Source organism: Streptomyces sp. NPDC046925 (assembly GCF_040644915.1).
GTDB lineage: Bacteria > Actinomycetota > Actinomycetes > Streptomycetales > Streptomycetaceae > Streptomyces.
This window is the reverse complement of sequence record NZ_JBEYWZ010000001.1, coordinates 522,786-543,535: the sequence shown is the minus strand read 5'-3', so window position 1 is coordinate 543,535 and position 20,750 is coordinate 522,786. Positions and strand designations below refer to the sequence as shown.

Sequence of the window (20,750 nt, the reverse complement as noted above, 5' to 3'; positions counted from 1 at the left end):
GTGGCTCAGGCAGCACTGGCTGCCGTACGCGAGGCCAGGAGGTCGAGCAGGTTCTGCACGGTGAACAGGCCGAGCACCCCGTCCGCGGTGAGCGGCTCGGTGAGCCGCGTGCGGTCGAACTGCGGGAGCACCCGCTCCAGGTGGCTCAGGCCGGTGTCGTTGACGACTTCGTTCTCGTCGCCGAACTCCTCGTCGGGGATGCCGCCCTGGAGCAGGTCGCCGATGTCGGCGACCGTGACCTTGACGCCGCTGGCCCGCTCGATGCGGAACAGGATGTCGAGGAGGTCGATGGACTCGGCTCCCAGGTCGCCGAGGAGGGTGGCGTCGACAAGGACCTCCGCCTCCTCGATGCCGAGCGCGTCGGCGATCGCTTCCTGGACGGCGGGCAGCAGAGCGGTGGTGGTCATGGTGTTCCTCTCGATTCGCGTGTGTCGTGCGGTGGTTGTGTGCCTGTGCGGTGCCACGGGTGGTCCGGGCGGGGTCGGTGCGGGGTCAGTGCGCGCCCGCGCGCAGCAGGGCGGTGATGTGCCGGGTGTCGTTCGTGCTGCGTACGGTCGCCTCCGGGACGGTGTGCCGGGCGAAGCCGCTGAGCACCCGGCCGGGCCCCGTCTCGACGTACGGGCCGAGTCCGGCGGCGCGTGCCGTGTGCAGTACGTCGAGCCAGCGCACGGGTCCGGCGAGCTGGGCGCGCAGGAGCCGGCGTGCCTGTGCGCCGCTGCGCACCCATGTGCCGGTCACGGAGCTGAGGACCGGGATGCGCGGGTCGGCGAAGGAGCAGCGGTCGAGGGCGGCGGCGAACTCCGGCTCGATCTCACGCATCAGGGAGCAGTGGAAGGGCGCGCTGACGCGCAGCGGCACCACCCGCTCGGCTCCCGCGTCGCCCGCCCTGCGGCCGACTTCGGTCACCGCGGCGAGCTCGCCGGAGATCACGGTCTGCCACTCCTCGTTGTAGTTGGCGACCTCCACGACTCCGGAGGTGCCGCCCTGCCGGCACAGCGCTTCGACCCGGGCGGAGCTCAGTCCGACGACGGCGCTCATGGCGCCAACGACGCGCTTGCCGACCTCGGCCATCAGCGTGCTGCGGCGCAGCACCAGGCGTACGGCGTCGTCGGGGGCGAGTACTCCCGCGGCGACCAGCGCCGTGTACTCGCCGAGGCTGTGCCCGGCAACGGCCGCGGGCGTGAACCCGTGCTCGCCGCGCAGGGCTTCGTACGTGGCGAGGCCGACCGCGAGGACGGCGGGCTGGGTGATCTCCGTCTGTGCCAGTTGCTCCGCGGTGCCGGACACGCAGATCTCGGCGAGCGGTACCCCGAGGGTGCGGCCCGCGTCCCGCAACACCCGTCCCGCGCTGTCCGGATACCGCGCAAGGAGGTGCTGTGCCATGCCGGGCCGCTGTGAACCCTGGCCCGGGAACATGGCGAGCGCCGAGCCGGTATGCGGGGGTTCGGCGGCCGGGTCGCGCCGGGCCGCCTCCTCCTCGAACACACCGGGCACGCCGGGCGCGGGAATCGTGAATGACATCTGCCCTCCTGTTCTTTCCGTATTTCCGGGGCCAAGGCGCCGTACGGCTTTCCCGGCCCGCTCACCCACCTTCGGACGCCCACCCGGGAGGGAATCTTGAGGGCACCTTGAAGGGATCCGGACAAGCTGGAAAGAGAGCAGAAGGAACCCCGGCCCGCGGATGTCCGCGGACCGGGGTTCGGGAGGAAGGTTCGGGTGAAAGGTGCGGGTGGAAGGTCGGGCAGGAAGGTTCGTCGGGAAGCCGGCAGGAAGCCGGGAGGAATTAGTTCCGTTTTCGATTCGGGGTCAGCGTCCCGCAGAAGCGCAGGCCCCTTCCCGCTCCGCCATTTTCCTGGCGAATAGCCAGCGAAGCCCGCGGATGCGGTAGTGAACGGTGCCGTGTGAATCCACTCCCGCGACGTCCAGGAGATGGGCGTCCACGAGCTGTTCGAGCACCTCGTCCGCCTCCTCCACGGAGAGGCCGGACATGATCTGCCCGGCGGACACCGCATCCGAGGCCGGACGGGTGCCCAGGCGCGCGAGGACGGCCGATGCCATGGGGGTCAGCTGGCGGTACACGCTGGTGAGCCGCGCCCCGTAGTCCAGCGATCCGTAGGAGAGCGTGTCCAGCCTCCGTTCCTCGTCGAGCGCACGCTCCACCGTGATCCGCAGCGACCAGTGCGGGCGCGCGAGGAGGCGGTTGCAGACCGCGCGCAGCGGCAGCGGCAGCCCCTCGCACAGCTCCACCAGCTCGCGGGCGGCCGCCGGTTCGGCTCCGACACGCTGCTCGCCCAGCAGGTCACGGAGCAGCTGGAGGCCGTCCTCGTACGACAGCGGACCGACCGGCAGGACGCGGGCGCCGACGGGACGCAGGGAGGGCCTGCGGCTGGTCACGAGGACGCCGCAGCCCGGTTCGTTCGAGAGGAGGGGCAGGATCTGCCCGTCGTCCGCGGCGTCGTCCAGGACCAGCAGCATCCTTCTGCCGCGCAGCCGGCACTGGTAGAGCGTCACCAGTTCGTCGAGGTCGCGGCCCTCGCCGGGCTCGGCCCCCATGGCCCGCAGCACGCGCAGGACCGCCGTGGTGCCGCTCAGCGGCCGGTCGCCGCTGCCCCGCAGGTCGACCAGGAGCGTTCCGTCGGGATAGTGCGCGCCCAGACCGCGTGCCACGTTCACCGCGAGCGCCGATTTGCCCACCCCCGCTCCCCCGACGAGCACGAGGAGCGTCGGCCGTGACCGCTCCTCGGTGCACGCCCGGCGGATCAGTTCGACGTACTTCTCGCGCCCCGAGATGTCGGCGGCGTTCCCCGGAAGGAGGCTGGGCCCGGGCGCCGCCGCCTCCCGCGGGCGTGCGCCGGGTTCCTCCTCGGTGGCGTCCGGCGGGGCGGCCGCGGCCTCCGCTCGCGCGTGGACCGATTCCGGCGGCGCGGGCAGGGTCCCGGTGAGCGCCTGGCGGTGCAGTTCCCGCAGCCCGTGGCCGGGGTCGGAGCCGAGCTCGTCCGCGATGACGCGGCGCGCCCGCTCGTACTGGCTGAGGGCCTCCGCCCGCTGTCCCGAGTGCAGCAGGGCCCGGATCAGTTGCTCGTGCAGGAGCTCGGCGAGCGGCTCCTGCAACAGGGCGTACCGCAGTTCGGAGATGACGGTCGCACTGCGTCCCGCGTGCAGCTCCGCCTCCGCCCATTCGGCCAGGGCGTCGTTCTTGAGCTGCTGGAGGCTGTGCCTGAGCCGGGTCGCCCATGCGTTGTCGAGGCCCGCGAGCGCCTCGCCCTTCCACAGTTCGAGCGCCTCGCCCAGTACGTGACAGCGCCGCGGATCGTGCGGGTCCATGGCGCGGGCGCGGGCGAGGCGGCCTCGAAACCGGTGCAGGTCCACGTGCGCGGGCGTGACGTCGAGGCGGTAGCCGGACGAGTCGCGGAGCAGCCGGATGGGGTGGCCGCCCTCGGGTTTGGCCGATGCGAGGATGCGGCGCAGTCGCGCGATGTACGTGTAGACGACGCTGCGGACTCCGTCGGGCGGATGACCGGCCCAGACACGGTCGATGAGTGTGTTGATGGAAACGGGTTGCTGGGGCTCTATGAGGAGAGCCGCAAGAAAACTACGCTGGCGTGCCGGGCCCAGATCGATCTGCTGGCTATCTATTCGCAGTTCAACAGGCCCGAGCACTTGGAATGCGATATTCATCCGTAATCCCCCGTGGCGTGAATTATTCGCAATTTCGCAAGCCCTGAGCACCTTCTGGTTTGGAGATGTTGTATGGATTATCGCAGAACGGGTGCTCGTCACAGAGATCGAGCATCCTTCCGCAAGGTAAATCACATGCAAAAAAATGTGCGGTCCCCCGTGGAATCCGGGGGACCGCTTGAGTCAATTCTCAACGTATGTCACACCGTTCCATGCGCACTCTCCCGTCACACTGCGGGGGTCCTGGCCGCGGGGGCCCAGCGCGTGCCGTAGCGGGCGTCGGCCTCGATGGCCTTGAACGCGCCCTTCTCCCACCCGGCCCGCATCAGGAGCTGACGGGCGCCGACGGCGAGCGGGTTCGACCAGGAGCCGAGCTTTCCGAGGAGGTGGGCGGCCTTCTGCATGGATGCCGTACGCGGCTTGCGCTCGTCCTCGTAGGCGGTCAGCGCGGCCGGCACGGTGGCGTCCGCGCGCAGCCGTTCGGCCAGGATCACGGCGTCCTCGATCGCCTGGCAGGCGCCCTGTCCGACGTTGAAGGACATGGGGTGCGCGGCATCGCCCAGGAGCGTCACGCGCCCCTGTCCCCATGTGGCGTCGGGGGCACGGTCGACGATGTCGGTACGGATCACCGTGGACTCGTCCGTCGCGGCGATGATCCGCTGGACGGGGTCGGCCCAGCCGAGGTGCCGCCGGGCAATGGTCTCCAGTACGCCGGGGTCGTCGGCGCCGCCCGCCGGGCCGTTCTCCACGCTCATCCAGTGCACCCGCCTTGGCGCGATGTCGTAGTAGACGAAGCGGGTGCCGCGCCCGAAGATCGAGCGGAAGCTGCCCGCCGGGATCGCCTCGGGGCCGAGCTCGGCGATACCGCGCCAGGCGACACAACCCGCGTAGCGCGGCGGCGAGTTGCCCAGGAGCTGCGCGCGGACGGCGGAGCCGACGCCGTCGGCGCCGATGAGGAGGTCCGCGCGGTCGGTGCTGCCGTCGGCGAAGCGCGCGGTGACTCCCTCGTCGTCCTGGTCGAAGCCGGTGAGCGGGAGACCCGTGTGGATCTTGGTGTCGGTCAGCCCGTCCCGCAGGACCTCGTGCAGCGCCGACCGGGCGACGGCCACGGTGGGCTGGCCGAACCGGTCCGCGAACTCGCCCACCGGCCAGGAGGCGAGCAGGCCGCCGCGCCAGGTGCGGAACTCGCAGAACTGCTGCACCGGAGCGGTCCTGCGCACCCCTTCGGTCAGGCCCAGGCTCTCCAGGGCCAGCATGGCGTTGGTCCACAGGTGGAGTCCCGCCCCGCCGACGCGCAACTCCTCGGCGCGTTCGTAGACGGTGGTCCTGATCCCGGCCTGGTTCAGGGCGACGGCGGCGGCGAGACCGCCGATGCCTCCCCCGGCGATGATCGCGTGCTGTGCGGTGGCCATCGGTCGTCATTCCTTTCCGTGGGCAGCGGGTTGCAGTGGTAACTCACGTGCTGTGTTCTGGCCGTTCTGGGTGTTCTGGCTGTTCTGGGTGTTTCCGCAGTTCAGCGGGTCGGGGCAGGGGGCGGGGCGCTCTGCCCAGCGCTCGGCGATCAGCCCTCCGGCGATGCGGAAGGTGAGGTCCTGGACGGTGTGCACCGCGCCCTTCGTGCCGGGCTGGCCCAGCAGCCGCCTGGTCGGCCTCCCCTGGAAGTGGACCGTGACGCGCACGGTCTCGCCCCTGCTCTCGATGGCCTCGACGCGGTAGGCGATGTCGGTGTAGGCGGCGCGCACCTCGGTGATGCTGTGGCGGATCCCCTCAAGGCCGGCCGGTGCTCCGGGGAAAGGGGCGTGGTCGACGGCGTCGGGGTGGTAGATCTCCTCGATCGCCGACAGGTCCTGTCCGTCGAGGACTTCGTCGAACAGCCGCCGTACGACACGGCGGTTGGCGTCGTCCGCCTGAGCCGCCGGAGCTTCCTGAGCCTCCGGGGCCGCCACCGGAGCCGCCACCGGCTCGGGCCTGCGCGGGATGGCGAGGGTGAGCGCGCAGGCGACCGCCAGGACGGCGGCGCCGATCCAGAGCGCGGGCACGAGACCGTCGGTGAAGTCCCGCGGCGAGCCGTAGCCGCCCTGCGCCGCGAACACCGCGCCCATCAGGGCCACGCCCAGTACGCCGCCGAGCTGGCGCAGCGCGTTGTTGACCCCCGACGCGATGCCCTCCTCCGCGGGGGCGGCGCGGCTCATGACGAGGTTGGCCACCGGGGAGAAGAAGAGCGCCATGCCGACGCCGATGAGGACGAGCGGCGTGACCAGGACCGCGTATGCGCTGTCCGGGCCGAGTGCCGCCGCGAGCCAGCCGAGACCCGCCGTCTGGCAGGCCATGCCGATGGCGACCACCGGACGGCTGCCGATCTTGTCGGAGAGCGCGCCCGCGAGCGGCGCCACGGCGATGGGCATCGCCGACAGCGGCAGGGTGCGCAGGCCCGCCTCCAGCGGGGAGTAGCCCATCACCATCTGCAGGAGCTGGGTCAGCAGGAACAGTGATCCGTACAGGCCCACGAACATCAGCAGGCTGGCCGAGTTGACGAGGCTGAAGGCCCGGTCACGGAAGATCCGCAGCGGCAGCATGGGATGCCGTGCGCGGGACTCCCAGAGCAGGAAGAGCGCCAACAGGACCGCGCCCAAGGCGAATTCGACGAGGGTCCGCGCCGAGCCCCAGCCCTGCGCGTTGCCCTCGATCAGCGCCAGGACCAGGGCGAGAAGGCCCAGGCTGACCAGCAGGGTCCCGACCGTGTCGAGCCGTCCCGCCGGTCCGTGGCTCTCGCGCAGCCGCCGGTGTGCGAGCGGGATGAGCAGCAGTCCGATGGGGACGTTCACCCAGAAGATCCACTTCCAGGACATGCCTTCCACCACGATGCCGCCCACCAACGGGCCGAGGGCCAGGGCGAGGCCGTTGGCCGCGCCCCACAGGCCGAAGGCGAGTCCGCGCCGCTCCTTGGGCACGGCCGTGGTCAGCAGGGTGAGCGTGAGCGGGGCCATCATCGCCGCGCCCGCGCCCTGGACCGTACGGGCCGCGATCAGCGCGCCCGTCGATGTGCTGAGCGCCGCGGCGACCGAGGCCGCGGTGAACACCGCGATGGAGACGACGAAGATTCTCCGCCGTCCGTAGCGGTCACCGAGGGCCGAGCCGAGGAGCAGCAGCACGGCGAAGGTGAGCGTGTAGGAGTTGACCGTCCACTCCAGGTCCTCGATGCCACCGCCGAGATCGTCGCGGATCGCGGGCAGCGCGGTGACCACGATGAGGATGTCGAGCGATGCCATGAAGCCGGCGAGGGACGTGATGATCATGGCCCACGTCGTGCGGCCGCGGTCCACCGCGGCCGTGGCGGGCGAACGCTGGGTCACCATTCCTCCAGATGCGGATCGTCCGTATCGGAACAGTTGCGTCCAGAGGCATGGCTCGGCCGTGGCAGTCACCACCCCCGTGGATATCTAGCGACACTAGCAATCCTGTCAATGGCAGCGCAACGGCGAATTCCGCACCCCCGGATGGCTAATCTGTGGGCATGACGATCCGTGCACGGCGCGAACGCGAGTACCAGCGCCGCAATCAGCTCATCCTGGACACCGCGCGCCGTCTCGCCGAGGCGGAGGGCTGGCACGCCGTCACCACCCGGCGGCTCGCCGAGGAGATCGAGTACAGCCAGCCGGTGCTCTACAGCCACTTCCACGGCAAGGAGGCCATCGTCGGGGCGGTCGCCCTGGAGGGCTTCGAGGAGCTGACGGGCACGCTGCGCGCGGCACGCGAAGCCGCGGACGGAGCAACGGCCGCCCTGCGGGCCGTCATTGAGACCTATCTCGATTTCGCCGGGGCCAACCCGGCGCTCTACAGCGCGATGTTCGAGCTCTCCTCGTCGCTCGCCTTCGCCTCCGCCGAGACTCCCCCGCCGCTCATCGAGACCTTCGGCGAGCTGATCACGGCGGTCGCCGCCGTGACGCCGGGGGACGACGCCGAACTGGCCGCCGAGGTCATCTGGGGAGCGCTGCACGGCATGGTGGTCCTGGAACGCAGCGGACGGCTGCGCCCCGGACTCATGCGGGAGCGGGTCGACCTGCTGCTCGCCCGGTTCGCGCCGCGGGACTGAGCCCCGGTTTCAGTTCCCGTCAAGGAATCCGCCCAGATCCTCCGTGCAGGCTGCTGCTCCGGACCCCGGCATCCGACCGGCGGTGCACGGCGAGCAGTGCGGAGGACATTGATGAAGGCGGTCCATTTCCGGCGCTTCGGCGGTTCCGAGGTACTTGAGTACGGCGAACTCCCCGAGCCCGTGCTCGGCCCCGACCATGTGCTCGTCCGCATGCGCGCCGCCTCCCTGAACCCCATCGACTGGAAGGCGCGCGAGGGGCTGCTCGCACCCGTGATGGACACGGTGTTCCCCGTAGTGACCGGCTTCGACGTGGCCGGAGTGGTGGAGCGGACCGGCCCCGCCGTCACCGAGTACGCGCCCGGCGACGAGGTGCTGGGCTTCGTGTGGCCGGACCGCCTGGGCCACGGCACCTTCGCCGAGTACGTCGCGGCCCCGGTACGCACTCTCGCGCCCAAGCCGGCCGGGCTGACCTGGGCCGAGGCCGCCGCGATTCCGCTGGCCGGCCTCGCCGCGTACCAGAGCCTGGTGCACCGGCTGCGCGTCACCGGCGGGGACACGGTGCTCGTGCACGCCGCCGCGGGTGGCGTCGGCGTCTTCGCCGTCCAGATCGCCGTGGCCATCGGCGCCCGGGTCATCGGCACCGCGAGCGAGGACAACCACGCCTTCCTGCGCGCACTGGGGGCCGAGCCGGTCAGCTATCGGCGGGCGCTGGCCGACGGCGTCCGGGCGCTCGCGCCCGGCGGCGTGAGCGCCGTCCTCGACGCGGCGGGCGCACGCGCCCTGCGGGTGTCGCCGGAACTGCTCGCTCCCGGCGGGCGCCTCGTGTCGGTGACCGACCCCCGGGTCAGGGACCTCGGCGGGACGTACCTCTTCACCCGCCCCTCCACCGACGACCTGACGGAGCTCGGGCGGATGGCCGCCGACGGCCGGATGCGGGCGGAGATCGCGCGGACCTTCCCGCTGGAGAAGGCCGCCGAGGCCCACGACCTCATCCGCGCGGGGCACACCCGCGGCAAGCTGGTCGTGACCACATCGTGATCACGCATCTCGCGGACTGAGAGCAGTCCGCTCCTCGACCCCACGAGCACCCGACGGCCGCCTCCCCTGAGGCGGCCGTCGGCCTTTCATTGCCCGCGAACAGGCACGGGCGTGGCGTTTTTCCGTCGGACCCCTCTTGACAAGAGCAGAGGCTCGACGGCAATCTTCCATCAGACAGAAATTAACTTCCGCAATACGGAAGGAGCGCGGAAGCCCCATGGGATACTCCGACCAGCGCTTCAATGTGAACCTGTCGATCCTCTTCACGGAACTCCCGCTCCTGGAGCGCCCCGCGGCCGCCGCCGCGGCGGGCTTCACGGCGGTCGAGCTGTGGTGGCCCTGGGTCGACGCCCCCACTCCCGAGCAGTCCGAGCTCGACGCCCTGCGGGCTGCGATCACGGACGCCGGCGTCAAGCTGGTGGGCCTGAACTTCTATGCCGGTCAGCTGCCGGGACCGGACCGCGGCGCCCTGTCGATCCCGGGCGAGGAGAGCGAGAAGTTCCGCGCGAACCTCCCGGTGGCGGCGGACTTCGCCAAGTCCCTCGGCTGCACGGCGCTCAACGCGCTCTACGGCAACCGGGTGGAGGGCGTGGACCCCGCGGTCCAGGACGAACTCGCCCTGGAGAACCTGGTGCTCGCGGCCCGCGAGGCCGACCGCGTGGGTGCGGTGCTGCTGATCGAGGCCCTCAACAAGCCCGAGTCGCCGCGCTGCCCGATCGTCAGCGCGGACGCGGCGATCGCCGTGGTCGACAAGGTGAACTCCGCCACCGGTCTCGGCAACGCGAAGTTCCTCATGGACCTGTACCACCTGTCCATGAACGGCGAGGACCTACCGGCCGTCATCGATCGCTACGTCGCGCAGACCGCGCACGTGCAGATCGCCGACAACCCCGGCCGCGGGGCCCCCGGTACGGGGTCGCTGCCTCTGGAAGAGCTGCTCGACCAGCTCCGCAAGGCCGGTTACGAGGGATACGTCGGCCTTGAGTACAAGGCGGGCGACCGGCCAAGCGCCGAGGCCTTCGGCTGGCTGCCCGGCTCGGACTAGGCAGCCGCCCGCGGCGGATGTCCCCCGTCCGCCCGCCCGGCACCCCCGCACCTGATTCGTCGACGCAGACAAGCTTCAGAAAGGCTCTCACCATGAGCAACCTTCCCAAGATCGCGTGGATCGGACTCGGCATCATGGGGTCCCCCATGTCCGAGAACCTGATCAAGGCTGGTTACTCCGTCACCGGCTTCACCCTCGAGCAGGACAAGCTGGACCGTCTCGCCGCGGCCGGCGGCACCGTCGCCAAGTCGATCGCCGAGGCCGTCAAGGACGCCGACGTGATCGTCACGATGGTGCCCGCGTCCCCGCAGGTGGAGGCCATCGCGTACGGCGAGGACGGCATCCTGGAGAACGCGAAGTCCGGCGCGCTGATCGTCGACATGTCCTCGATCACCCCGCAGACCTCCGTGGACCTGGCCAAGGCCGCCAAGGACAAGGGCATCCGCGTCCTTGACGCCCCCGTGTCGGGTGGCGAGGCCGGCGCCATCGAGGCCGTGCTCTCCATCATGGTCGGCGGCGAGCAGGCCGACTTCGACGAGGCCAAGCCGCTCCTGGACGCCCTCGGCAAGACCATCGTGCTGTGCGGTCCGCACGGCTCGGGTCAGACCGTGAAGGCCGCCAACCAGCTCATCGTCGCCGTGAACATCCAGGCGTGCGCCGAGGCCGTCGTCTTCCTGGAGAAGTCCGGGGTGGACCTGACCGCCGCCCTCGACGTCCTGAACGGGGGGCTTGCGGGATCGACCGTCCTGACCCGCAAGAAGGACAACTTCCTCAAGCGCGACTTCAAGCCCGGCTTCCGGATCGACCTGCACCACAAGGACATGGGCATCGTCACCGACGCCGCCCGCAATGTCGGTGCCTCGCTTCCCGTCGGCGCCGTGGTGGCCCAGCTCGTCTCCTCGCTGCGCACGCAGGGTGACGGCGGCCTCGACCACTCCGCGCTCCTGCGCGGTGTCGAGCGCCTCTCGGGCGCCCAGCTCTAAGCAGCCTCAAGAGGCTTCAAGAGCTCCCTGAACTTCCGGGTCGCGGCGGCGCTGACACCTGTCCTGTCGCGCCCAGGCGTCGCCGCGGCCCGGAACCCATGCCTCATCGCTCACGCCACACCGAAAACTTCAACAAACTGTTGACGTAGCAGTTCAGGCGTACTTACGCTCACGTCACCTCACTCAGCAGTTTCAGTAGTCCGTACGGAAGGTCAACCTCGCCACCATGTCGAAGCGTGTGCTCACGACCGAGTCCGGCGCCCCCGTCGCCGACAACCAGAACTCCGCCACCGCCGGCGTCGGTGGCCCGCTTCTCCTCCAGGACCAGCACCTCCTCGAGAAGCTCGCCCGCTTCAACCGCGAGCGCATCCCGGAGCGTGTCGTGCACGCCCGCGGTTCCGGCGCGTACGGCTACTTCGAGGTGACCGACGACGTCACCGCGTACACCTCGGCCGACTTCCTGAACACCGTCGGCAAGCGCACCGAGACGTTCCTGCGCTTCTCCACGGTGGCCGACAGCCTCGGCGGCGCGGACGCGGTCCGTGACCCGCGCGGCTTCGCGCTGAAGTTCTACACCGAAGAGGGCAACTACGACCTCGTCGGCAACAACACCCCGGTGTTCTTCATCAAGGACCCGATCAAGTTCCCCGACTTCATCCACTCCCAGAAGCGCGACCCCTTCACGGGCAAGCAGGAGCCGGACAACGTCTGGGACTTCTGGGCGCACTCCCCCGAGGCGACGCACCAGGTGACGTGGCTGATGGGCGACCGCGGCATTCCCGCGTCGTACCGCCACATGAACGGCTACGGCTCGCACACCTACCAGTGGACGAACGCGGCGGGCGAGGCCTTCTTCGTGAAGTACCACTTCAAGACGAACCAGGGCGTACGCAGCCTGTCGTCGGACCAGGCCGCGGAGATCGCGGGCAAGGACGCGAACTCGCACCAGACGGACCTCCTGCAGGCCATCGAGCGGGGCGTGAACCCGTCCTGGACGCTGCACGTGCAGATCATGCCGGCGGCGGACGCGGCGGACTACCGCTTCAACCCCTTCGACCTGACGAAGGTGTGGCCGCACAGCGACTACCCGCTGCAGCGCGTGGGCCGTCTGGTCCTCGACCGCAACCCCGACAACGTCTTCGCCGAGGTCGAGCAGGCCGCCTTCTCCCCGAACAACTTCGTTCCGGGCATCGGTCCTTCGCCCGACAAGATGCTCCAGGGCCGTCTGTTCGCCTACGCGGACGCGCACCGCTACCGCCTGGGCGTCAACCACACCCTGCTCGCGGTGAACGCGCCGAAGGCGACCGCCGCGGACAACTACGGCCGTGACGGCCTGATGGCGTCCAACGCGTACGGCCGCGACCGCAAGAACTACGAGCCCAACTCGTACGACGGTCCCGCCGAGACCGGTCAGCCGCTCTCCGCCCCGCTGGCCGTCACCGGCCACACCGGCACGCACGAGGCGCCGCTGCACACCAAGGACGACCACTTCTTCCAGGCGGGTGAGCTCTACCGCCTGATGTCGGCCGAGGAGCAGGCACGCCTGGTGGCGAACATCGCGGGCGGCCTCTCGCAGGTCAGCCGTGACGACGTCATCGAGAAGAACCTCGCCCACTTCCACGCCGCCGACCCCGAGTACGGCAAGCGCGTGGAGGAGGCGGTCCGCGCCCTGCGCGAGGACTAGAACTCCCGAGCTGCACCGGTGATGTGACGGGAGGTCATCTCACCGGTGCTGTGCCCGCAGCATCACGGAACCCGGATGAGGGGTGGTCCCGTGGTGTACGGGCCGGACGAGGACCGCGGCGGCTCTGCGAGCCAGTGCGGTGGTGAAGGTCCGGCGGCTCCCTTCTCGACCTGAGGGAGGGGAACCCCGCAGGACCATTCGCGGCCGCCGCGGTCCCAGCCGTCTTCTGGCCCCCGGGCCTTGGACCCACAAAGCTCCGTCCGGCAGCGCGTATGCATGTTTCGCCAGTCGCGCGCGGTCGGACGGCTACAACTCCTCAGCCAGAGCGGCGAGTACGGACGGTCCCGTACTCGCCGCTCTTCTTTGTCCGCACATGTCACGGCCCCGCGCCCCTTACGGGGCCCTCTCGCCCTCCGCCAGTTTGGTCACTGTCCGTTCCAGCCTGGCAGCGCGGGTGGCGGGGGTTCTTGCTGTCATCAGGCTGTGCAGTACGGCGTACTGGTCCGACTTGCTCAGGGCCTCGAAGGTCTTGCGGGCCTCGGGCGCGGCTACCAGCGCCGCCGCAAGGTCCTCCGGGACCGTCGCGGTCCGCTGGGACGCGTACGCCGCCTCCCAGCGGCCGTCCGCCCGCGCCGCTGCCACCTCCGCGAGGCCCGCCTCCTTCATGCGGCCCTCCGCGGTCAGTTCCGCGACCCGGTCGACGTTCACCTGCGACCACAGGCTGCGCGCCCGGCGCGGAGTGATCTTCTGAAGGTAGAAGACATCGTCGTACGCCTTGCGGTGGCCGGTGATCCAGCCGTAGCAGAGCGCCGCGTCATTGACCTCGGCCGACGTCACCGAGGCCACGCCCGAGCCCTTCCTGGCGAGCTTCACCCACACCCCCGGCGAGCCGGCGTGGTGCTCGTCGAGCCAGGCCGCGAGGCGGGCGGCGTCCACGAACGTCATGACCTGCAAGCCGTCCGGCGAGTCCATCCGCACACACTAAAGGGCGGTCCACCCCGCTCGGGTGGACCGCCCCTCAGTGGGCCGTGTGGCGTTGCCGTCAGACCTTCAACGGGCGGATCGCCGTGGGCGCGTGGCCCGGCTCGGTGGCGAGCTCCTCGAACTCCTTGACCGCGCTGATGTCGGCCGTGGGGCTCATGGAGATGTTCGTGATGCGCTCCAGGATGGCCTCGACGACGACCGGGACCTGGTGCTCCTGGGCCAGCTTCTTGGCCTGCTCGAAGGCCTCGCCCAGTTCGTTCGGGTCGGTGACGCGGATCGCCTTGCAGCCCAGGCCCTCGGCGACCTTGACGTGGTCGACGCCGTAGACGCCCAGCTCCGGGCTGTTCTGGTTCTCGAACTCCAGGTTGACCTGGAAGTTGATGTCCAGGCCGATCTGCGCCTGGCGGATCAGGCCCAGGTAGGCGTTGTTGACCAGGACGTGCACGTACGGGATGCGGTGCTGCGCGCCGACCGCCAGCTCCTCGATCATGAACTGGAAGTCGTAGTCACCGGAGAGCGCGACGACCGGGGTGTCGCGGTCCGCGGTGGCGACGCCGAGCGCGGCCGGGATCGTCCAGCCGAGCGGGCCCGCCTGGCCGCAGTTGATCCAGTGGCGCGGCTTGTAGACGTGCAGCATCTGGGCGCCCGCGATCTGCGAGAGGCCGATGGTGGTGACGTAGCGCGTGTCCGGGCCGAAGGCCTTGTTCATCTCCTCGTAGACGCGCTGCGGCTTCATGGGGATGTTGTCGAAGTGCGTGCGGCGCTGCAGCGTCTCCTTGCGCTCCAGGTGGGAGGCGACCCACTCGGAGCGGTCGGGCAGCTTGCCCGCGGCCTTGAGCTCCTTGGCGACCTCGACGAAGAGTTCGAGGGCGACCTTGGCGTCGGAGGCGATTCCGTAGTCCGGCGCGAAGATCTTGCCGATCTGCGTCGGCTCGATGTCGACGTGCACGAACGTGCGGCCCTCGGTGTACACGTCCAGCTTGTAGCCGGTGTGACGGTTGGCCCAGCGGTTGCCGATGCCGAGGACGAAGTCCGACTCCAGGAACGTGGCGTTGCCGTAGCGGTGGCCGGTCTGCTGGCCGACCATGCCCGCGTTCAGGTCGTGGTCGTCGGGGATCGTGCCCCAGCCCATCAGCGTCGGCACGACCGGGGTGTTGGTGAGCTCGGCGAACTCGACCAGGAGGTCGGAGGCGTCGGCGTTGATGATGCCGCCGCCGGCGACGATCAGCGGACGCTCGGACTCGACCAGGAAGGTGATGGCCTTCTCGATCTGGGCACGGGTCGCGGACGGCTTGTAGACCGGCAGCGGCTCGTACGTGTCGATGTCGAACTCGATCTCCGTCTGCTGGACGTCGATCGGCAGGTCGATGAGGACCGGACCGGGACGGCCCGAGCGCATCAGGTGGAACGCCTGCTGGAAGATGCCGGGGACCTGCGCGGCCTCCAGGACCGTGACGGCCATCTTCGTGACCGGCTTGGCGATCGTCGCGATGTCGACGGCCTGGAAGTCCTCCTTGTGGAGCAGGTGCGTCGGCGCCTGGCCCGTGATGCAGAGGATCGGGATGGAGTCGCCGGTGGCGGAGTACAGACCGGTGATCATGTCGGTGCCCGCCGGGCCCGACGTGCCGATGCAGACGCCGATGTTGCCGGGGTTGGCGCGGGTGTAGCCCTCGGCCATGTGCGAGGCGCCCTCGACGTGCCGGGCGAGGGTGTGGTCGATGCCACCGCCCTCCTGGAGCGCCTTGTAGAACGGGTTGATCGCGGCGCCGGGGACACCGAACGCGTTGGTGACGCCCTCGCGCTTGAGGATCTCAACTGCCGCACGGACAGCGGTCATACGAGCCATGGGGTTCTCCTGCTTCGACAACAGCTTCGACAGCTTCAGCAGCTATTCGGCTGACGGATACGGCTGGCGGATCCGGCTCCCGTCGCGCCCCGCGGTGAGCTTCTGTTTCCGCATTGTGGAAATTTTGTTCTGCTATATGGAAGCAATGTAGGCGGGCGCGGTGGAGACCGTCAAGAGACGTCCGGGAACCGGGCCGCGCGGGGAGCGCGTCCCAGTCGTTGAATTCGGCATTGAATTCGGGCCACACCATCGGGGGGTCGAGCGTGGCCACTTCACCGGACACGGCGCCTGCCGGGCAGGACGGGCCCGGCCGCCGGAGGTACGGCGACTGGGCCGCGGGGCCGCTGCTGGGGCAGGGGAGCCTCGGGCGGGTCTATCTCGCGCACGACGGGGCCGGTCGCGCCGCCGCCCTGCGGGTGGTGCGCGCCTCGCTCGTCCGTGATCCGGCGTTCCGTACGCGCTTCGCCCGCGAGGTGCTCGCGATCGGCGCGGTGCGGGGGCGCCGGGTCGCTCCCTTGCTCGACGCCGATCCGCACGGGGCGGCGCCCTGGCTCGCCGTGGAGTACGTCCCCGGCCCGACCCTGGCCGCGCGGGTACGGGAGGCCGGCGGGCCACTGGGTACGACGGAGCTGCGCGCCCTGGCGAGCGCGCTTGCCGGGGCGCTGGACGCCATCCACCGGGCGGGGCTCGCGCACGGGGGCCTGCGGCCGTCGAACGTGATCCTGGCCGCCGACGGGCCCCGCGCGGTCGACTTCGGCGTGACCGCGGGCGCGGGCAGCCCGGCGCACGGCTATACGGCACCCGAGACCCCGGCACAAGGCGTGGCCAAGCCTCCCGCGGACATCTTTTCGCTGGGCGCGGTCCTCGCCTTCGCGGCGACGGGGCGCGGGCCCTTCGACGCCGGGGGTGCGGATCCGGACCTGACCGACGTACCCAGTGGGCTGATCCCCCTCGTCACCGCATGTCTCGCCCGGCATCCCACGGCCCGGCCCGCGCCGCGCACCGTCGCCCGCATGGCGGGCCTTCCGCTGCCGGGCAGCCGCCGCCGCGCACTGACTCTCGCGGAGGCACTGTTCTTGACTCAACTAGCTGCCGTGGCAAGCCCACTTGGTGGACGATGGCCCGTACGAGCGGGCGAGCGGTGACGGTGACGGGTGAGGGTGATGACGGACAGCTGCGTCCCGGTGCGGTGCCCGGTATGTAGACGTGAACATGTGTACGCTCCGCCGTCCTATCCCTGCGCGTGCGGCGCCCCGGTGGTGCCGCCGGTGGCGCGTGGCGCGACGGTGACTCCGGTGACGGACCGGACGTGGGCGGACGAGTGGGTGACCGTCCGGTGCAGGACGTGCGGCCGCCGGGACCAGTGGCCGCACCCCGAGCTGGAGTGCGGCTGCGGGGCGGTGCTGCGCATTCCGGTGAGGGCAGTACAAGCACCGGCGGCAACACCGCCGCCGCCTCCCCCAGCACCTCCGGCACCCCCGGCTGCCCGGCCGACCCGGGGGCGCGACGCCTCCCTGCCCCGGCCCGCTTTCCAGCCCGTGCCGGTGCGCACGGCGCAGGACGCGGTGACGGTGGCGGCGCTGTACCTGCGGTGGCTGGGGTACGGGGACATCCGGGGCGGGGTCAAACGGGCACCTTCCGGGGTACGGGTGGCTGCGCGGGGCCTGATCGCCCTGATCGAGCCGTCCGTGCAGCCGTCGTCGCTCCGTGACGTGGAGTGCGTGTGGCTCAGTGCGATGGCCGAGTCCGTCAGCTGCGTCTGCTTCTCCCTCGCGGGCTACGAGGAGGCCGCCCGCGCCCGCGCGGACTCCTTGTCCATCCCACTGTTCGTCATCGACCTCACAGGAACCCCCCAGCCGGTGAACAACGCAGCAGACGAACTGATGTCCCCCGGCTGACACCTCACCGGGCCCCCACCCGGTCACATCCCGGGACTCAGAAAGATCCGCCTGACTCCGCCCCGTACCGCTCCCTGAGTTCGATCTTCCGTACCTTCCCGGACACCGTCATGGGGAAGCTCTCCAGGATGCGCAGCCCGGCCGGGATCTTGTAGTGCGCCAGTTGCCCTTCGCAGAAGGCCCGCAGTTCCTCCGGCGTCAGCGGATCCTCCGCGTCCCGCAGGATCACGCAGGCCAGCGGCACCTCCCCGTACCGCTCGTCGGGTACCCCCACCACCTGCACGTCCGCGATCTTCGGGTGCCCGTAGAGGAACTCCTCGATCTCCCTCGGGTAGATGTTCTCGCCACCCCGGATGATCATGTCCTTGATGCGGCCGACGATCTGCACGTAACCGTCGTCCCGCATGACCGCCAGGTCCCCGGTGTGCATCCAGCGTCCGGCGTCGATCACCTCCGTCGTACGCGAAGGCTCCTCCCAGTAGCCCAGCATCACGCTGTAGCCCCGGGTGCACAGCTCGCCGGAGGCGCCCCTGGGCAGCGTCACGCCGCTCACCGGGTCGACCACCTTCACCTCGATGTGCGGAAGCACCCGCCCCACCGTGCCGGTGCGCCGCTCCAGGTCGTCCGTGCGGCGGGTCTGCGTCGAGACCGGGGACGTCTCCGTCATGCCGTAACAGATGGAGACCTCCTCCATGTGCATCTCGGCGACCACCCGCTTCATCACCTCGACCGGGCAGGGCGAGCCCGCCATGATGCCGGTGCGCAGCGAACTCAGGTCGTACGTCGCGAAGTCGGAGAGGTTCAGTTCCGCGATGAACATCGTCGGCACCCCGTACAGCGAGGTGCAGCGTTCGCGCTCGACCGCGTGCAGTGTGGCGACCGGGTCGAAGGACGGGGCCGGGATGACGATGCAGGCGCCGTGGGAGGTGGCCCCGAGGTTTCCCATGACCATGCCGAAGCAGTGGTAGAAGGGCACGGGCAGGCACACCCGGTCCTGTTCCGTGTAGCCGACCGTACGGCCCACCCAGTACCCGTTGTTGAGGATGTTGTGGTGGGAGAGGGTCGCCCCTTTGGGAAAGCCGGTCGTGCCCGAGGTGTACTGGATGTTGACCGGGTCGTCGCAGCTCAACTCCGCCTCGCGCGCAGCGAGTTCAGCGTCCGTCACCGTCCTCGCGGCGTCCAGCAGCTCGTCCCATGAACCGTCCTCGATGTAGTGGACGGACCTCAGTGCGGGGCAGCCTGGCCGCACCTGCTCCACAAGGGCGCGGTAGTCACTCGACTTGTGCGACTGCGAGGCGACCAGGACCGTCACCCCGGACTGCTTGAGCACGTACTCCAGCTCATGGGCGCGGTAGGCCGGGTTGATGTTCACCATGATCGCGCCGATCCGCGCAGTGGCGTACTGCACGAGCACCCACTCGGCGCAGTTCACCGCCCAGATGCCGACCCGGTCCCCCTTGGCGACCCCGGCGCCCATGAAGCCCCGCGCCAACTGCTCGACGGCCGAACCGAATTCGGCGTACGTCCAGCGCGTCCCCGCCGCCACGTCCACCAGCGCGTCCCGCTCGGGCCAGGCGTCCACCGCCCGGCCGAGGTTGCGCCCGATGGTGTCACCGAGCAGCGGCGTGCTGCTCACACCATGCGCGTAAGAGAGTTCACTCACCGGAAAGTCCTCCTCGCGTGTCTTGGTCAGACCGGTCAGGCCGGTCGGCCCGCCGGTCCACGGGTCCGGGGCAGCCACGGCCCTCAGCCCTTCGCCCGCTCGAGCCACTCGTCCGCCGACCCCTTCTCCGTCCGCTCCCGCAGATCGACCCGCCGGATCTTGCCCGAGATGGTCTTGGGCAGCTCCTGTGTGAACTCGATGCGCCGGATGCGCTTGTAGGGAGCGAGCACCGAGCGGGTGTACTCGAAGATCGCCGCCGCCGTCTCCTCGTCCGGCGTCCAGCCCTTCGCGAGGACGACGTACGCCTTCGGGACGGCGAGCCGCAGCGCGTCCGGCGCGGGCACCACCGCGGCCTCCACGACCGCCTCGTGCTCGAGCAGCGCGCTCTCCAGCTCGAAGGGCGAGACCTTGTAGTCGGAGGACTTGAAGACGTCGTCGCTGCGGCCGACGTAGGTGAGGTAGCCGTCGGCGTCCAGCGAGCCGATGTCGCCCGTGCGGTAGTAGCCGCCCGCCATCGCCTCCGCGGTGCGCTCCGCGTCCCCGTGGTAGCCGGTCATCAGGCCGACGGGCCGCGCCGACAGGTCCAGGGAGATCTCCCCCTCCGCCGCTCCCGGTTCGCCGGTGACCGGGTCGAGGAGCGTGACCTTGTAGCCGGGGCTCGGCCGGCCCATTGAGCCGGGCGTCAGGCGCTGGCCGGGCGAGTTGGCCACCTGGACCGCGGTCTCCGTCTGGCCGAAGCCGTCGCGGATCACCACGCCCCAGGCACGGCTCACCGCGTCGATCACCTCGGGGTTCAGCGGCTCACCGGCCGCCACGATCTCCCTCGGCGGCGTACGCAGCTGCCCCAGGTCCGCCTGGATCAGCATCCGCCACACCGTGGGCGGCGCGCAGAAGCTGGTGACGCCCACGCGGTCCATCTCCGCCATCAGGCCGCCCGCGTCGAAGCGCGTGTAGTTGTAGATGAAGACCGTCGCCTCCGCGTTCCACGGGGCGAAGAGGTTGGACCAGGCGTGCTTGGCCCAGCCCGGCGAGGAGATGTTGAGGTGGACGTCACCGGGCTTCAGGCCGACCCAGTACATCGTCGCCAAGTGCCCGACCGGATACGACACATGGGTGTGCTCGACCAGCTTGGGCTGCGAGGTCGTGCCCGAGGTGAAGTAGAGCATCAGCGGGTCGTCGGCCGCCGTGGGCTCGTCCGGCTCGAAGGCGCGCGCGGCAGACGCCGTGTCCGTGTAGGACAGCCAGCCCTGTTCCGGGGACTCGTCGCCGACGACGATCTTCGTGTACGTGCCGGGCACTCCCGCGAACTTCGCCACGTCCTCGCCGCGCACGATCACATGCCGCGCCCTGCCCCGCTCGATCCGGTCCCGCAGGTCCACCGTCCCGAGCAGCGGGGTCGCCGGGATCATCACCGCGCGCAGCTTCATCGCGGCGAGCGCCGTCTCCCACAGCTCCACCTGGTTGCCGAGCATCACCAGGATCCGGTCACCGGCCGCGACGCCCTGCTCCCGCAGCCAGTTGGCCACCTGGTTCGAGCGTGCCGCCATCTCGGCGTAGCTGAACCGCTGCTCGGCACCGCCCTCCTCGGCGATGTGCAGGGCCGTGCGGTCATTGCCTTCGGCGATGGCGTCGAACCAGTCGAGGGCCCAGTTGAACCGCTCGAAGCGGGGCCAGGCGAACCCCTCGTACGCGGCCTCGTAGTCCTCGCGGTGCCGCAGCAGGAAGTCCCGGGCCGCGCGGAACTGCTCCGTGCGGCTGCCGCTCGTCGTGCCCGTCGTCGTCATTGCGCTCTCCTCGTCGCCGGTCCGGGGCCCAAAACCCTTGCCGTGCTCTTCGCC

The 20,750-nt window shown here is 70.3% G+C and carries 17 protein-coding genes and 1 pseudogene; 7 read left to right on the top strand and 11 right to left on the bottom strand.

What is annotated here, in order from left to right; translation table 11 throughout:
• Nucleotides 1–5: 5 nt before the first annotated feature.
• The 6 genes and pseudogenes from ABZ906_RS02200 to ABZ906_RS02175 all read right to left on the bottom strand — a co-directional run.
• Nucleotides 6–407: a phosphopantetheine-binding protein gene (locus ABZ906_RS02200; protein WP_361193006.1), complete on the bottom strand. Its 402-nt coding sequence runs from the start codon at nucleotides 405–407 to the stop codon at nucleotides 6–8.
• Between the two features lie 85 nt (nucleotides 408–492).
• Nucleotides 493–1,521 (bottom strand): ACP S-malonyltransferase, encoded by a 1,029-nt coding sequence (locus ABZ906_RS02195; protein WP_361376313.1) that lies wholly within the window; start codon nucleotides 1,519–1,521, stop codon nucleotides 493–495.
• Between the two features lie 285 nt (nucleotides 1,522–1,806).
• Entirely contained in the window at nucleotides 1,807–3,678 is a 1,872-nt protein-coding gene (locus ABZ906_RS02190) for a BTAD domain-containing putative transcriptional regulator (RefSeq protein WP_361376310.1), read from the bottom strand.
• A gap of 227 nt (nucleotides 3,679–3,905) precedes the next feature.
• Nucleotides 3,906–5,090: an FAD-dependent monooxygenase gene (locus ABZ906_RS02185; protein WP_361192997.1), complete on the bottom strand. Its 1,185-nt coding sequence runs from the start codon at nucleotides 5,088–5,090 to the stop codon at nucleotides 3,906–3,908.
• A 6-nt stretch (nucleotides 5,091–5,096) separates the two neighbouring features.
• Nucleotides 5,097–5,624, bottom strand: a complete 528-nt coding sequence (locus tag ABZ906_RS02180; RefSeq protein ID WP_361378007.1) for an ester cyclase — start codon at nucleotides 5,622–5,624, stop codon at nucleotides 5,097–5,099.
• A gap of 51 nt (nucleotides 5,625–5,675) precedes the next feature.
• A pseudogene (locus tag ABZ906_RS02175) lies at nucleotides 5,676–7,034 on the bottom strand (DHA2 family efflux MFS transporter permease subunit); the annotation flags it as partial.
• A 158-nt stretch (nucleotides 7,035–7,192) separates the two neighbouring features.
• Between ABZ906_RS02175 and ABZ906_RS02170 the strand changes: the two are divergent.
• The 5 genes from ABZ906_RS02170 to ABZ906_RS02150 all read left to right on the top strand — a co-directional run bounded on the left by ABZ906_RS02170 (nucleotide 7,193) and on the right by ABZ906_RS02150 (nucleotide 12,521).
• On the top strand, nucleotides 7,193–7,771 hold the full coding sequence (locus ABZ906_RS02170) for a TetR/AcrR family transcriptional regulator (RefSeq protein WP_361192994.1): 579 nt from the start codon (nucleotides 7,193–7,195) through the stop codon (nucleotides 7,769–7,771).
• A gap of 111 nt (nucleotides 7,772–7,882) precedes the next feature.
• Nucleotides 7,883–8,809 carry an NADP-dependent oxidoreductase gene (locus tag ABZ906_RS02165; protein ID WP_361376307.1) on the top strand — a complete coding sequence of 309 codons (927 nt, stop codon included), beginning with the start codon at nucleotides 7,883–7,885 and terminating at the stop codon, nucleotides 8,807–8,809.
• 217 nt (nucleotides 8,810–9,026) lie between these two features.
• Entirely contained in the window at nucleotides 9,027–9,854 is an 828-nt protein-coding gene (locus ABZ906_RS02160) for a TIM barrel protein (RefSeq protein ID WP_361192988.1), read from the top strand.
• Between the two features lie 92 nt (nucleotides 9,855–9,946).
• Nucleotides 9,947–10,837 carry a 2-hydroxy-3-oxopropionate reductase gene (locus ABZ906_RS02155; protein ID WP_361192986.1) on the top strand — a complete coding sequence of 297 codons (891 nt, stop codon included), beginning with the start codon at nucleotides 9,947–9,949 and terminating at the stop codon, nucleotides 10,835–10,837.
• 226 nt (nucleotides 10,838–11,063) lie between these two features.
• A complete protein-coding gene (locus ABZ906_RS02150; RefSeq protein ID WP_361192983.1) occupies nucleotides 11,064–12,521 on the top strand; it encodes a catalase in 1,458 nt (485 codons plus the stop codon).
• Nucleotides 12,522–12,914: 393 nt separating this feature from the next.
• On the opposite strand, the gene ABZ906_RS02145 is transcribed toward ABZ906_RS02150, so the two are convergent.
• Together ABZ906_RS02145 and gcl are read right to left on the bottom strand one after the other, a co-directional pair.
• Nucleotides 12,915–13,493, bottom strand: a complete 579-nt coding sequence (locus ABZ906_RS02145) for a YdeI/OmpD-associated family protein (protein ID WP_361376304.1) — start codon at nucleotides 13,491–13,493, stop codon at nucleotides 12,915–12,917.
• Nucleotides 13,494–13,563: 70 nt separating this feature from the next.
• Nucleotides 13,564–15,351, bottom strand: coding sequence for a glyoxylate carboligase (gene gcl, locus ABZ906_RS02140; RefSeq protein ID WP_361192979.1), 1,788 nt, complete (start codon nucleotides 15,349–15,351; stop codon nucleotides 13,564–13,566).
• Between the two features lie 263 nt (nucleotides 15,352–15,614).
• Here gcl and ABZ906_RS02135 point away from each other — a divergent pair, with 263 nt between their 5' ends.
• Nucleotides 15,615–16,496 carry a protein kinase gene (locus tag ABZ906_RS02135; protein WP_361376301.1) on the top strand — a complete coding sequence of 294 codons (882 nt, stop codon included), beginning with the start codon at nucleotides 15,615–15,617 and terminating at the stop codon, nucleotides 16,494–16,496.
• Between the two features lie 86 nt (nucleotides 16,497–16,582).
• On the opposite strand, the gene ABZ906_RS02130 is transcribed toward ABZ906_RS02135, so the two are convergent.
• Nucleotides 16,583–16,762, bottom strand: a complete 180-nt coding sequence (locus ABZ906_RS02130) for a hypothetical protein (protein ID WP_361192973.1) — start codon at nucleotides 16,760–16,762, stop codon at nucleotides 16,583–16,585.
• 133 nt (nucleotides 16,763–16,895) lie between these two features.
• Between ABZ906_RS02130 and ABZ906_RS02125 the strand changes: the two genes are divergently transcribed.
• Nucleotides 16,896–17,249, top strand: coding sequence for a hypothetical protein (locus ABZ906_RS02125; protein ID WP_361192971.1), 354 nt, complete (start codon nucleotides 16,896–16,898; stop codon nucleotides 17,247–17,249).
• A gap of 37 nt (nucleotides 17,250–17,286) precedes the next feature.
• On the opposite strand, the gene ABZ906_RS02120 is transcribed toward ABZ906_RS02125, so the two are convergent.
• Nucleotides 17,287–18,912, bottom strand: a complete 1,626-nt coding sequence (locus ABZ906_RS02120) for an AMP-binding protein (RefSeq protein WP_361376298.1) — start codon at nucleotides 18,910–18,912, stop codon at nucleotides 17,287–17,289.
• Between the two features lie 83 nt (nucleotides 18,913–18,995).
• Nucleotides 18,996–20,696 carry an AMP-binding protein gene (locus ABZ906_RS02115; RefSeq protein WP_361376295.1) on the bottom strand — a complete coding sequence of 567 codons (1,701 nt, stop codon included), beginning with the start codon at nucleotides 20,694–20,696 and terminating at the stop codon, nucleotides 18,996–18,998.
• Nucleotides 20,697–20,750 lie beyond the last annotated feature (54 nt).

What these genes read in the sequence shown, in the direction of transcription:
- ABZ906_RS02200 (WP_361193006.1), bottom strand. Translation starts at nt 407, where the DNA reads ATGACCACCACCGCTCTGCTGCCCGCCGTCCAGGAAGCGATCGCCGAC.
- ABZ906_RS02195 (WP_361376313.1), bottom strand. Translation starts at nt 1,521, where the DNA reads ATGTCATTCACGATTCCCGCGCCCGGCGTGCCCGGTGTGTTCGAGGAG.
- ABZ906_RS02190 (WP_361376310.1), bottom strand. Translation starts at nt 3,678, where the DNA reads ATGAATATCGCATTCCAAGTGCTCGGGCCTGTTGAACTGCGAATAGAT.
- ABZ906_RS02185 (WP_361192997.1), bottom strand. Translation starts at nt 5,090, where the DNA reads ATGGCCACCGCACAGCACGCGATCATCGCCGGGGGAGGCATCGGCGGT.
- ABZ906_RS02170 (WP_361192994.1), top strand. Translation starts at nt 7,193, where the DNA reads ATGACGATCCGTGCACGGCGCGAACGCGAGTACCAGCGCCGCAATCAG.
- ABZ906_RS02165 (WP_361376307.1), top strand. Translation starts at nt 7,883, where the DNA reads ATGAAGGCGGTCCATTTCCGGCGCTTCGGCGGTTCCGAGGTACTTGAG.
- ABZ906_RS02160 (WP_361192988.1), top strand. Translation starts at nt 9,027, where the DNA reads ATGGGATACTCCGACCAGCGCTTCAATGTGAACCTGTCGATCCTCTTC.
- ABZ906_RS02155 (WP_361192986.1), top strand. Translation starts at nt 9,947, where the DNA reads ATGAGCAACCTTCCCAAGATCGCGTGGATCGGACTCGGCATCATGGGG.
- ABZ906_RS02150 (WP_361192983.1), top strand. Translation starts at nt 11,064, where the DNA reads ATGTCGAAGCGTGTGCTCACGACCGAGTCCGGCGCCCCCGTCGCCGAC.
- ABZ906_RS02145 (WP_361376304.1), bottom strand. Translation starts at nt 13,493, where the DNA reads ATGGACTCGCCGGACGGCTTGCAGGTCATGACGTTCGTGGACGCCGCC.
- gcl (WP_361192979.1), bottom strand. Translation starts at nt 15,351, where the DNA reads ATGGCTCGTATGACCGCTGTCCGTGCGGCAGTTGAGATCCTCAAGCGC.
- ABZ906_RS02130 (WP_361192973.1), bottom strand. Translation starts at nt 16,762, where the DNA reads ATGCGCAGCACCGCCCCGCAGCCGCACTCCAGCTCGGGGTGCGGCCAC.
- ABZ906_RS02115 (WP_361376295.1), bottom strand. Translation starts at nt 20,696, where the DNA reads ATGACGACGACGGGCACGACGAGCGGCAGCCGCACGGAGCAGTTCCGC.